11 protein-coding genes are annotated in these 12529 nt (G+C 41.4%); 4 read left to right on the top strand and 7 right to left on the bottom strand.

Annotation, left to right across the window (positions count from 1 at the left end; translation table 11 throughout):
* Nucleotides 1-2: 2 nt before the first annotated feature.
* The 5 genes from nuoF to ndhC form a co-directional block, all read right to left on the bottom strand.
* A complete protein-coding gene (nuoF, locus tag AC1M9K_RS08835; RefSeq protein ID WP_481589066.1) occupies nucleotides 3-1334 on the bottom strand; it encodes an NADH-quinone oxidoreductase subunit NuoF in 1332 nt (443 codons plus the stop codon).
* The gene (gene nuoE / locus AC1M9K_RS08830) at nucleotides 1331-1840 is read right to left on the bottom strand and encodes an NADH-quinone oxidoreductase subunit NuoE (RefSeq protein ID WP_035267260.1); all 510 of its coding nucleotides are present in this window, start codon (nucleotides 1838-1840) and stop codon (nucleotides 1331-1333) included. Before nuoE ends, nuoF begins: the two co-directional genes overlap by 4 nt.
* A gap of 12 nt (nucleotides 1841-1852) precedes the next feature.
* Nucleotides 1853-3640 (bottom strand): NADH-quinone oxidoreductase subunit C/D, encoded by a 1788-nt coding sequence (gene nuoC, locus AC1M9K_RS08825; protein ID WP_035267259.1) that lies wholly within the window; start codon nucleotides 3638-3640, stop codon nucleotides 1853-1855.
* A gap of 88 nt (nucleotides 3641-3728) precedes the next feature.
* Nucleotides 3729-4409 (bottom strand): NuoB/complex I 20 kDa subunit family protein, encoded by a 681-nt coding sequence (locus AC1M9K_RS08820; RefSeq protein WP_035267257.1) that lies wholly within the window; start codon nucleotides 4407-4409, stop codon nucleotides 3729-3731.
* Between the two features lie 6 nt (nucleotides 4410-4415).
* Nucleotides 4416-4964: an NADH-quinone oxidoreductase subunit A gene (gene ndhC, locus AC1M9K_RS08815; RefSeq protein WP_035267255.1), complete on the bottom strand. Its 549-nt coding sequence runs from the start codon at nucleotides 4962-4964 to the stop codon at nucleotides 4416-4418.
* A gap of 469 nt (nucleotides 4965-5433) precedes the next feature.
* On the opposite strand from ndhC, the gene AC1M9K_RS08810 reads away from it, so the two are divergent.
* Nucleotides 5434-5790: a hypothetical protein gene (locus AC1M9K_RS08810; RefSeq protein WP_481589065.1), complete on the top strand. Its 357-nt coding sequence runs from the start codon at nucleotides 5434-5436 to the stop codon at nucleotides 5788-5790.
* 55 nt (nucleotides 5791-5845) lie between these two features.
* On the opposite strand, the gene bfmS is transcribed toward AC1M9K_RS08810, so the two are convergent.
* Both bfmS and bfmR read right to left on the bottom strand, forming a co-directional pair.
* Nucleotides 5846-7495 (bottom strand): sensor histidine kinase BfmS, encoded by a 1650-nt coding sequence (gene bfmS / locus AC1M9K_RS08805; protein ID WP_035267252.1) that lies wholly within the window; start codon nucleotides 7493-7495, stop codon nucleotides 5846-5848.
* A gap of 47 nt (nucleotides 7496-7542) precedes the next feature.
* Nucleotides 7543-8259: a response regulator transcription factor BfmR gene (bfmR, locus tag AC1M9K_RS08800; RefSeq protein ID WP_035267251.1), complete on the bottom strand. Its 717-nt coding sequence runs from the start codon at nucleotides 8257-8259 to the stop codon at nucleotides 7543-7545.
* 603 nt (nucleotides 8260-8862) lie between these two features.
* Between bfmR and AC1M9K_RS08795 the strand changes: the two genes are divergently transcribed.
* From AC1M9K_RS08795 to AC1M9K_RS08785, 3 genes are all read left to right on the top strand, one after another.
* Nucleotides 8863-11688, top strand: coding sequence for a ribonucleoside-diphosphate reductase subunit alpha (locus tag AC1M9K_RS08795; protein ID WP_481589064.1), 2826 nt, complete (start codon nucleotides 8863-8865; stop codon nucleotides 11686-11688).
* Nucleotides 11689-11850: 162 nt separating this feature from the next.
* Nucleotides 11851-11982 (top strand): preprotein translocase subunit YajC, encoded by a 132-nt coding sequence (locus AC1M9K_RS08790; protein ID WP_481587302.1) that lies wholly within the window; start codon nucleotides 11851-11853, stop codon nucleotides 11980-11982.
* 228 nt (nucleotides 11983-12210) lie between these two features.
* Nucleotides 12211-12447 carry a DUF2188 domain-containing protein gene (locus AC1M9K_RS08785; RefSeq protein ID WP_481589063.1) on the top strand — a complete coding sequence of 79 codons (237 nt, stop codon included), beginning with the start codon at nucleotides 12211-12213 and terminating at the stop codon, nucleotides 12445-12447.
* Nucleotides 12448-12529: the final 82 nt, after the last annotated feature.

The raw sequence follows: 12529 nt of genomic DNA, 5'->3' as shown, positions 1-12529 counted from the left end.
CCTTAAGCTTGTTCTACGTTGCTAACTTGAGCTGCGGCATTCACCACTTTTGCTTCAAATTCGCCACGGAAATATTTGAGTGCACCCATGAGTGGTTCCATAGCACCAGGAGCGTGAGCACAGAAAGTCTTACCAATCCAAAGCTTACGTGTAAGCTCTTGCAAATGATCGATGTCTTCTTTCTTGCCTGTACCATCTTCAAGTGCTTTAAGCGCTTTCACCGCCCAAGGTAAACCATCACGACATGGTGTACAGAAACCACATGATTCACGCGCAAAGAATTCTTCTAAGTTACGTGTTGCTGAAACCATACATTGAGTTTCATCAACCACCATGAGCAAACACGTACCTAAACGCGAACCTGCTTTCATGATACTTTCCGCATCCATTGGAAGATCGATGTGTTCAGCTGCCAAAAAGTCAGTTGATGCACCACCTGGTAACCATGCTTTAAGCTTTAAGCCATCACGCATACCACCCGCATGTTCTTCAATCACTTCACGTGCAGTTGTACCGAATGGAAGCTCCCAAAGACCAGGGAATTTCACTTTACCTGATGCACCATAAATTTTAGTGCCAGGATCTTTCGACTTACCTGCAGATAAATTGATATACCACTCAGGACCACGCAGCATAATTGCTGGTAAGTTATTGTAAGTCTCTACGTTGTTCACAATCGTAGGACGACCCCAAGCACCTGCAACTTGCGGGAATGGTGGTTTTGTACGTGGATTTGCACGGCGACCTTCAAGCGAGTTAATCAATGCAGTTTCTTCACCACAGATATAACGACCCGCACCAGTATGCACATGTAACTCAAAGTTCCAGCCAGAACCAAGGATGTTTTCACCCAAGTAGCCTTTGGCACGAATTTGTTCTAAAGCTTGGTTCAAATACTTCGCAGCTTCGATGTATTCACCACGGATAAAAATATAACCATGGGTTGCTTCAAGTGTATAACCTGCAATTAACATCCCTTCGATCAATTGATGAGGAAGCTTTTCCATCAACAAACGGTCTTTGAATGTACCTGGTTCCATCTCATCGGCATTACAAATCAAGTAACGAGGACCTGAATTGTCATTTGGCGCCATGAGCGACCATTTAATCCCTGCAGGGAAACCAGCACCACCACGACCTTTCACAGTCGCTGCTTTAATGATTTCCAATACATCTTTAGGCGGCATTGTGAGTGCTTTCTTGAAACCCTCATACCCGTCAAGAGATTCATAGTCTTCTACACTATGAACAAATTCTTGCTTGCTCAAACGCCATGTTAATGGGTGAGTTTCTGGGTTACCGTCGCCATAAATCGGTTTTGGTTCAGTATTCATACATACTTCTCCAATAACTGTTTCACTGAAGAAACTTCTACTAGGCCGTGAGTATCTTCATTAATCATCAAGGTTGGACCCTTATCACAGTTTCCTAAACAGCAAATCGGGAGCAAAGTAAAACGACCATCAGCAGTCGTTTGACCAAATGAAATCCCGAGTTCGCGTTGGAATGCTTCTGCTAAAGTTTCTGCACCCATCAAGAAGCAAGCTATAGAATCACAAAGCAAAATTACGTTGCGACCTACTGGCTGGCGGTAAATACGGTTATAGAATGTTGCCACACCTTCCAAATCAGCAAGGCTCATTGACAACATCTGCGCAATCGCATTCATTTGCGCATCATCCACCCAACCATTACGACGTTGAACGCATTTAAGCGCATCTAAACATGCCGCACGTGGGTATGGGTAATGACCAATGTGATGCTCGATTTCGTGGATTTCTTCCGCAGTTAAAATCCCTTCGACATTCACACGTGGCTTTTTATCAGTCAAAATCATCATAATGCGTACCCCTTAGCGATCCACGTCAGCCATTACGACATCAATCGTCGCTAAATAAATGATTAAGTCAGATACAAGACTGCCGTTAATTACAGAAGGAATTTGCTGTAAGTGCGTGAAGGTTGGTGTACGAATACGGGTACGGTAACTCATCGTTGACTTGTCTGAAGTCAAGTAGTAGTTCGATGCACCTTTTACCACTTCCGCCATAACAGATGCTTCACCTGCTGGCATGACAGGACCCCATGACACGCTTAAGAAGTGCGTAATCAAAGTTTCAATGTCTTGTAGTGTCTTATCTTTCGGTGGTGGAACAGCCAATGGGTGATCCGCTTTATAAGGACCAGATGGCATGTTATCCAAGCACTGTTTGATGATTTTTAAAGATTGTTCGATTTCACGGTAGTGAACGATCACACGTGCATATGCATCGCCTTCGTATTCTACAGGCACTTCGAAGTCGTAATTTTCATAACCGCTATATGGACGATATTTACGTACGTCAAAATCAATACCTGTTGCACGTAAACCTGTACCTGTTACACCCCATGCCAATGCAGATTTTGCATCGTATTGCGCAACATTACGGGTACGACCTTCAAATACCGAGTTTTTAAGTGCTGCAGTATGATATTCCTTCAAACGTTTAGGCATCCAATCCAAAATTTCACGGATCAAATGTTGCCAGTTGTTTGGAAGATCGTGTGCAGTACCACCGATACGGAACCATGCTGGGTGCATACGGTAACCAGTGATTGCTTCAATCGCGTCATAGATCTTTTGACGATCGGCGAACATATAGAATACTGGGGTCATACCGCCGGCATCCTGAATCGCTGTACCGATATAAAGCAAGTGGTTATTAATACGGAATAGTTCCGACATCATGACACGAATACATTGCGCACGTTCTGGCACAGTGATCCCTGCCATCTGCTCCACACCCATCACATAAGGCATGTTCTGCGCACAACCACCTAAGTAGTCAACGCGGTCAGTATACGGAATGAATGAATGCCAAGTTTGACGTTCAGCCATCTTTTCCACACCACGGTGGTGATAACCGATATCAGGCACACAGTCTTTCACTTCTTCGCCATCTAACTGCAAGATCACACGGAATGCACCATGCGCAGATGGATGGTTAGGACCCAAGTTCAAGAACATGAAGTCTTCATCAGCATTACCGCGTTTTAGACCCCAATCTTCAGGTACAAAACGTAAATGCTCTTGTTCGAAATCTTGTTTCGCTTGGTTCTGACGATAAGGTGTGTATTCAGTCGCACGTGCAGAATATTCTTTACGCAACGGATGACCTTCCCAATACGTTGGCAATAAAATACGACGGAGCATTGGATGCCCTTCGAAGTTAATGCCGAACATATCGTAAGCTTCACGTTCGTACCAGTTGGCATTTGGCCAAATGTTGGTTGCTGTTGGAATATTGAGATCAGACTCATTCAACGCAACTTTAATACGAATATCCGTATTACGCTCTAGTGACAACAAGTGATAGAACACAGTGAAGTCAGACGCAGGTAACCCATCGCGGTGAGTACGTAAACGCTCATCTACCGCTGACAAGTCAAACAACATCACGTAAGGACGTGACACTGTACGCAAGAACATTAATACGTCTTGTACACGTGAGCGCTCAACCCAGACTGTTGGAAAGTCTTCAAAAGTCGTTTGCACGTAGAAATTCTCACCAAACTTGGTTTTGAGCTCTTCTACAATTGCAAATGCTGGGCGTGAATCAACTGGAGTTGATTCTGGCATAGCAATGTCAGTTTCAGCCATTGGCTTGGCTTCCTATTTAATACAAATTCATTCAACCAAAACGACAATTACACCCAAGCGGGTGCATCAATATTATTTGCCGTTAAGATTATTTAATTTCATCCATAGAGCGTAAGTGTTTTACTGCAATACGTTCAGCATTCTTACGGTCACGTTCAGGCTGCATCTTTGGCTTATAAACTGGCTTAAGATCATCACCGATCACCGCAGAAAGCGGACGACGCTCTAATTGAATTTGGTCTTGCAATAACATCAACGCTTGGATTAATGCTTCAGGACGCGGTGGGCAACCTGGAATATACACATCCACTGGAATGATTTTATCGACACCTTGTACAACCGAGTAAATGTCATACATACCGCCAGAGTTTGCGCATGCACCCATTGAGATCACCCATTTAGGTTCTAACATTTGCTCATAAAGGCGTTGAATTACAGGTGCCATCTTCACGAAGCATGTACCCGCAACAATCATCAAGTCCGCTTGACGTGGTGAAGCACGAATTACTTCGGCACCAAAACGTGACAAGTCATGCACGCCTGTTAAAGTCGTTGCATACTCTACGTAGCAGCAAGATGTACCAAAGTTGAACGGCCAAACTGAGTTTTTACGACCCCAGTTTACTGCTGTATGCGCCAAATCCTCTAAACGAGTCATGAACACATTCTTATTCACTTCTTCTTGTAGAAGCGGATCTTCTACAACGATACGCTCTTGAAGTGGATACTGATCAGCATCCGGATTCGCACGGGTTAATGTATATTTCATCCCGTATTACTCCTTATCAGATGATGTAGTCGTTGGCGAAGCTTTTACACGACCAGATGATTGCGCTGGAATTTGACCTGTAGGGTCAACCACCAACTCCTCAATTGAGTTGAAGCGAGTAATTTCTGCGAGATCCATATTTGGCGAACCAATTTTAGGTTTAATCCCTGCTGCTTTACGCTTATCAGATGGCGCCCAATTTAATGCACCAGTAGACAACTCATAAATCAAGCCAACGAGTAAAACTAAAATAAATACAGCTGCTGCTGCAAAACCGATCCAACCCACTTCACGAACTGACGCAGCCCATGCATAGAGATAGAGCGCTTCTAAGTCAAACACAACGAAGAAGATTGCAACCAAATAGAATTTTGCAGATAGACGAATTCGTGCTCCACCAGCACTAACTACGCCTGACTCGAACTGCTCTTGCTTAGCACGTCCCCACGATTTACCCCCTAGGAGTAGCGGGACAGTGAGCATAAAGACGCATAAAAATGTAACGCCGATCACGAAGGCAATTATTGCCCAATCGTATGGAGTAATGGCACTCATGCGGGGATAACTCCTGGCAGGCCTATTTATTAACAAAGAATGTATGTATTGGCCTTCAAATACACCAAACACAAAATTAATCCCGCCAATTGTACCTGATTTATGATTTCTGTTGCTAGCCAATCCCTCTAAGTCTTTAGGATGAATTTTGCCCTTTTTCCAGATTTCATGGTGATTAAAGTCAATAAAACCTTATTTAATCGTAGAAAGTTATCAAGGTGATACAACTGATTATTTTTTCCGAATAATCATTCAAAAAATTCAAGAGGCGTCAATCCAGACACTATCACTTTTTTAGTTTTACCATTCGTGTTAGGTCAGCTTTTTTTGCACCAATATGGCTCAATTATTTTTGATTTATTCTATTTTAAAAGTTTTAAATTTTAATTGCTTACAATGTTTTAATTAACTTTATACAAATCGTGCTGATTTTCGTTATATGCTCAATTAAATAATAAGGAGAAGATCTATGAGTCTAGAATTCACACACAAACCTAACTATTTTTTATTTGCTCAGTTGATCGTCCATCATTTAGACAGCTATATCAAAAAACATCCTGATGCAACGAATGCTATTTTTGATTTACGCGATATTTATCAAATTTTCCGCCAAGACCTCGCCTCAACAACCACTAATCTTGATGCTATTCTCAACATCGCAGATGAATATACAGTTGAGACCATTCACGGCGATCAAAAACTGATTAGCAATTATCATGTTGATGCAACCAATAACAGTTTACTGATCGATTTCAATGCCGATGCCTTAAATGCACTTAAGGAAGGAAAAAGCATTATTGAACCCAATGCCAATAATTACCAATAAAAGGCAATATAAATTATAAGAAAAGCGCTTAATCGCGCTTTTTTTAATTCTCGCTTTACTCTGATGTTTGACTGGTTTGAACAATCTTCTTCTTTTTAAATCTTTTGGCTGGCCATTGCATAGTAAATCGTGCACCGCCCATTTTAGGACTTTGATCCACTTGAATCGTACCACCAAACCAATAGGCGATTCGGCTTACAATAGACAAGCCCAAACCATATCCGCCTGAGGCACGTGTACGACTATCATCCAAGCGAGCAAAAGCTTCAAACACTCGCTTACGATCCTCTTCTGGAATCCCCGGACCATCATCTTCAACTGAAATATACGCCATCCCCTGAGCATCAATTCCACCAGTAATCAGCACTGTATCATCGCAGTATCGGATCGCATTTCCGACTAAGTTTTGTACTACACGATGCAAATAACGGCGTTCCGCATCCACCACCAAAGCTTGTGATGGCAAGTGTAATTGAATATTTTTATTGGTTTTTAATGCTTTAGTTTCAATAGCGACTTGCTCAAGCACTTCGTATAGTCGAATTTCCTTAAAATCAATAGAGGGCATGCCTTGCTCAAGTTTAGCATAGGTCATAATTTCATCAATGAGCGTGTTTAAAGCCTCAATGTCTTTATCAATCATTTCTACTTGTTGCTGACGATACTCATAATCCTCTTCATCAACCAACATTTCCATACCAAAGCGAATACGTGCGACTGGCGTTCGCAGCTCATGTGATACAGCTCTCATTAACTCTCGCTGAGCTTCGATCAAACGCTGTATATGATCTGACATACTGTTATAGCTGGCTGCCAAATGTGCTAACTCATCATATCCTTCGACAGGAACGCGAACGGACATATCCCCTTTTTGCATAACATTTAAGGCTGAGTTAACTTGCTTCAACTTGCGTTGCATTGGGACAATCAGACCATACACACCAAGCGACAAAATAAACATACTCAGCAAAGTAATCCCTGCCGCCAATTGGAATGGCATCCAATTGAACATTGGCACTGGTCCCATCACCAAGACATCACCAGACGAATTCGTCATTGGAGAAATGACAGAAATCGTAGTACCACGAATGCTAGCGCTATCCTGATACAGGATAACCCCTTGATCCGCACGTAAACGACCAATTTGCTCGGAATCTAAATTGAGATCAGACAGATTTTGAATGCTTAAATCATAAGAAAAGTGTTGCTTAATTTTTGCAAGATATTCCCTTTCCTGCCCTGGATAATAAACCAAGTATTCCCATACAAAGATTGGCAAGGCCTTCATTTGACGCTCACCGATATTATCCACTTTCACATAAAGTAAATGCTCAGGGTCATCTATTAAACCAATAATGACATAAGCAATACTTTCTTTGGCGTCATACCGCACCACTGCTTTGCGCTTTTCTAAACGGTATTTTTCGGTGCGTGAAAGTTCGACTTTATCAGATTCTAGATAATAGATTGGAAGTTCGAGCAAATCAGATGCATCTGATATCCAATCCATTCTTTGTTGCATGGTTTGTTGTCTTGAAACACCCTCACTGATGACGTACGAAATCCCATCAGTCAATGACTCACGGTATTCCTGCGCGCGTTGATAGTTGATGATTTGCACAAGCAAATAACCAAATATGGCAACCAGCACCACCAAAATGACGAGACCTGCGTAGATGCGCAGGAATATACTGTGTTTAGACACTAAGGTATGACCTTCTGAGGAGTGAGGGCATTACCGCGGGGATGTGATTACATCCCGTTGGTTTCTTTAACGAATAAATATCCTTTACTACGCACTGTTTTAATACGTTTAGGATTTTCAGGATCATCACCAATTTTTGGACGGATACGAGAAATACGAACATCAATTGAGCGGTCTTGACCATCATATTCAATACCACGTAGACGCTCAAAAATGTCTTCACGTGAAAGGATACGACCAGCATTAGATGCCAACAACCATAATAAGTCATATTCTGCACTTGTGAAATCTACAAGCTCACCGTTTAAGGTTACAGAACGACCACCATTATCAATCACTAAATCATCAAATTCGATACGTTGAGCAACTTCATCCTCTGGTGTTTTGTCTGTACGACGAAGCAAAGCACGAATACGCGCTAATAGAACGCGTGGCTGAACTGGTTTCGCAACATAATCGTCTGCACCCATTTCAAGACCCAATACTTGATCCATGTCTTCAGTACGAGCAGTCAACATTAAAATCGGTTGATGATAATGTGGACGAACCTCACGACAAACAGTTAGACCATCAGCACCAGGAAGCATAACATCCAGCACCACCATATCCGGTTGCTCTGCGATAATACGACGGATTGCACGATTACCGTCTGGTTCTACCCCAACTTCTAATCCATTACGAATTAAATACTCTTGCGTTAAACGCGCAAGACGCTCGTCATCTTCAACGATCAAAATCTTTGGTAACTTTTCTTCTTGGCTCATAGAATGCCCCTATATTGTTACGATATCTGCTGATTAAACTTCACAGATTTACATCGATATGTTTTGCAATATACACACGTTTACATTGTAAACAAGAGCCTGTTCACGAAACTGATACACGAGCGTAGTCTTTTGTTATCTTTTTATTAACTATTGATAAATAGATAGTTTTGCCAAGTCGATCAATATTTTCAATCAACTTTAAACTTTCAAACACAAATCAATTTGATGATATTTTAAACAAAATATTTCAAAAAAATTATTTTCGAGAAGCAATTTGCACTTTCAGAGTTATCCACAAACTTATCTATAAGCACTCTAAAAAGTCTCTGTTATGCTTAGCACCCTGTGACGCTGACTACATAACAAAATGGCGGAACATGGAAAAAGTATAGGGAAATTTGAGTGTTAAACTCAGAAAAAAAATTATCAAAATGTCAATATTGATCTACCCTGAAATTTACCGTATCTTGTGTCTTAATTTACATTAAACCACTAAGTCTTGTGTTTACCCTCAAATATCGCGATAGCTCATTTTTTGAGTTTGTATCCGATTCAAATGGTCCATAAGCATAAAAATGATGAGAATGGAGCGACGCTGAAATGAGCGCTAATACAACCCCTGGTCAACTTCAAGTGATTAAACGCACTGGTGATGTTGCCACTTTTGATGCAGATAAAATCTCTGTAGCAATTGGTAAAGCATTTTTGGCTGTTGAAGGTCAACCAAGTGCAGATTCGAGCAGAATTCACGATCGTATTACTCAGCTGACTGAGATGGTGATGAACACGTTTAAGCGTCGTTTACCTTCAGGTGGCACGATTCATATTGAAGAAATTCAAGATCAAGTTGAATTAGCTTTAATGCGCACAGGTGAACAAAAAGTGGCACGTGCATACGTGATCTATCGTGAACAACGTGCTGAAGCGCGTAAAGAGTTAGGTGCTCATCATCACCCTACTCTTCAGATCACAGGTCAAAATGGTCAGCTCCAACCATTAGATTTGAGTCGTTTACAAGCGAAGATTGAAAAAGCTAGCGAAGGCTTAGAAGGCATTGATGTTCAAGCAATCATCGATGAAACTGTAAAAAACCTATACAACGGTGTTAAAGCATCAGACATCTCTACAACGATGATGATGGCGACACGTACACGTATTGAACAAGAACCAAACTATACGTATGTCACTGCACGTTTGTTGCGTGACAACTTAGTTGCAACCGGTCTTGAATTTCTTGGCCTATCTAAAGACACGCTTGAAAATGATGCGCTTGAAACCTTCTTGAAAAAAGGTGTTGAGCTAGAGCTTCTTTCTCCAGAATTATTAAATTTTGATCTTGTAAAATTAGCGGCTGCGATTAAACCAGAACGCTCTAATCAATTTACATATTTAGGTCTTCAAACATTATTTGATCGTTACTTCATCCACTCTGATGGCGTACGTTTCGAATTACCACAATTATTCTTCATGCGTGTTTCTATGGGCTTGTCGCTCAATGAAGACAACCGTGAAGATCGTGCAATCGAATTCTATAACTTACTTTCTAGCTTCGATTACATGGCATCTACGCCGACTCTATTTAACTCAGGTACATTACGTCCTCAGTTATCAAGCTGTTATTTAACAACGATTGATGATGACTTGTTCGATATTTATGGCGCTATGCGTGATAACGCAATGTTGTCTAAATGGGCAGGCGGTTTAGGTAATGACTGGACACCAGTTCGTGCCTTGAACTCATACATCAAAGGTACTAACGGAAAATCGCAAGGTGTTGTTCCATTCCTTAAAGTAGCGAACGATACAGCAGTTGCAGTTAACCAAGGTGGTAAGCGTAAAGGTGCGGTATGTGCATATCTTGAAACTTGGCACTTGGATATCGAAGAATTCCTAGAGCTTCGTAAAAACACGGGTGATGACCGTCGTCGTACACACGACATGAACACTGCAAACTGGGTTCCAGATTTGTTCATGCAACGTGTATTTGAAGATGCTGAATGGACACTCTTTACACCGTCAGAAACGCCAGATCTTCATGATTTAACGGGTGCTGAATTCGCAGAACGTTATGCTTACTACGAAAGCATTGCGAAAGAAACAGACATGCTTCATAAGAAAGTCCGTGCGAAAGACTTATGGCGCAAAATGTTATCAATGTTATTTGAAACAGGTCACCCGTGGATCACATTCAAAGACGTATGTAACTTACGTTCACCGCAACAACACGTAGGTGTGGTGCACTCTTCTAACTTGTGTACTGAAATTACATTGAACACAAGCAAAGATGAAATTGCGGTATGTAACTTGGGTTCAATCAACCTTGTTCAACACGTTCAAGGTGGTCAATTAGACCGTGAGAAACTTGCTCGCACGATTAAAACTGCAGTTCGTATGCTCGATAACGTCATCGACATTAACTACTATGCGGTTCCACAAGCGCGTAATTCAAACTTGAAACACCGTCCAGTGGGTATGGGTATCATGGGCTTCCAAGATGCACTATACGAAATGAAGATCGCTTACGGTTCTGATGCAGCGGTTGAGTTTGCAGATGAGTCTATGGAAGTGATTTCTTACTACGCGATTCAAACTTCAAGCGATTTGGCGGTTGAACGTGGTACGTATGAAACATTTAAAGGTTCATTGTGGGATCAAGGTATTTTACCAATTGACTCTCTTGAGCTCGTTGCGAAATCTCGCCCAGAACGTATGTTTGAAGTCGATCGCACACAACGTTTGGATTGGGACACGTTACGTGCCAAAGTCCAAAAAGATGGTATGCGTAACTCGAACGTGATGGCCATTGCACCGACTGCAACCATTTCAAATATTTGTGGTGTATCTCAATCTATTGAGCCAACATTCCAAAACTTATATGTGAAATCGAACTTGTCTGGTGAGTTCACTGTCATCAACCCTTACCTCGTTCGTGCATTAAAAGAACGTGGTCTTTGGGATTCTGTGATGGTCAATGACCTGAAACATTTCGAAGGTTCAGTACAAAAAATTGCGCGTATTCCTGAAGAGTTAAAAGCAATTTTCGCGACAGCATTTGAAGTTGAAGCACGCTGGATTGTTGATGCTGCATCACGTCGTCAAAAATGGATCGACCAAGCACAATCTCTTAACCTTTACATCTCTGGTGCGAATGGTAAGAAATTGGACATCACGTATAAGATGGCATGGTTACGTGGTCTTAAGACGACTTATTACCTTCGTGCATTGGGTGCGACATCTGCTGAGAAATCTACGATTAACACAGGTGCATTAAACGCAGTTAAACCTGCGACAGTTGCAGCACCAGTAGCAGCAGTTGCTCAAGAAGCTAAACCTGAAGCAGCAGCGTCAGAAGAAGGCTTCGAACAAGCAGCGCCAGTGCCAATGGCATGTTCAATTGACAACCCTGATTGTGAAGCTTGTCAGTAGGGAGAGCTTTACAAATGGCAGATTTATCTAACTTTATTTATGCGTTAGCAGCATTAGTAGCTTCAACAGGCTTCTTAGTATTAACCTTAAAAATCGTTGTTTAATTCAGTTATGCCCCATAAGGGGCATAACCACTGCCATCAAATTTAAAAGGAAATCACCATGCACCATATGACCCATAACTATATGTTAGGACTTGCGGTATTGGTCTTTGCCTTTATTTTCTTTTACACGCCGATGGTCTATGCATTTTTAGCCATTCGCAAACAACAGAAGCGTAAGCAAAATAAGTAGTTCTCAAGTTTTAGTGCAACTTCTTTTGGTTATGCCAGCTCTTTAGCTGATACCAGAAAATGAAAAAAGGGATATCGCGCCAACGATACCCCCTTTTCCTGAAAGATATATGACTAACTTTCAGGCGATGACTTTTCTTACGAAAAAGCTAGGGAATATTCTCTATTAGTTTTAAGCCATCGTCAAATAAGTCTTCTTTCGATCGCTCAAATAATAGGAGTATTTCTCATGAGCAAGCCAAATGATCGTATGGTTTATCAACAAGATGGTAAATGGCTGAATAAAGCAAATGGTAACTCTAAAGCTTCCTCAGCACACAGCACCCAAAAAGACGCTTATAACGCTGCCAAAACCATGATTAAAAAATCAGGTGGTGGTGAAATCACTATCAAGGGCACAAATGGTTTGATTAGAGAGAAAAATACCATTGCGCCTGGGAATGATCCAAGGCATATCAAAGGATAAATCTTCTTTACAACGTCAAGAAATCAAGCATTTTACCTCGATATATTCGGGGTAAAATAATTTCAAAAAAATATTATAAGTG

The organism is Acinetobacter sp. 24-47-67 (assembly GCF_056779735.1).
This window is presented reverse-complemented; position numbering and strand designations above follow the sequence as displayed.

Bases quoted from the DNA above. Each gene is read 5' to 3' on its own strand.
- ndhC (WP_035267255.1), bottom strand. From the start codon at position 4,964: ATGAGTGCCATTACTCCATACGATTGGGCAATAATTGCCTTCGTGATC.
- AC1M9K_RS08820 (WP_035267257.1), bottom strand. From the start codon at position 4,409: ATGAAATATACATTAACCCGTGCGAATCCGGATGCTGATCAGTATCCA.
- nuoC (WP_035267259.1), bottom strand. From the start codon at position 3,640: ATGGCTGAAACTGACATTGCTATGCCAGAATCAACTCCAGTTGATTCA.
- nuoE (WP_035267260.1), bottom strand. From the start codon at position 1,840: ATGATGATTTTGACTGATAAAAAGCCACGTGTGAATGTCGAAGGGATT.
- nuoF (WP_481589066.1), bottom strand. From the start codon at position 1,334: ATGAATACTGAACCAAAACCGATTTATGGCGACGGTAACCCAGAAACT.
- AC1M9K_RS08810 (WP_481589065.1), top strand. From the start codon at position 5,434: ATGAGTCTAGAATTCACACACAAACCTAACTATTTTTTATTTGCTCAG.
- AC1M9K_RS08795 (WP_481589064.1), top strand. From the start codon at position 8,863: ATGAGCGCTAATACAACCCCTGGTCAACTTCAAGTGATTAAACGCACT.
- AC1M9K_RS08790 (WP_481587302.1), top strand. From the start codon at position 11,851: ATGCACCATATGACCCATAACTATATGTTAGGACTTGCGGTATTGGTC.
- AC1M9K_RS08785 (WP_481589063.1), top strand. From the start codon at position 12,211: ATGAGCAAGCCAAATGATCGTATGGTTTATCAACAAGATGGTAAATGG.
- bfmR (WP_035267251.1), bottom strand. From the start codon at position 8,259: ATGAGCCAAGAAGAAAAGTTACCAAAGATTTTGATCGTTGAAGATGAC.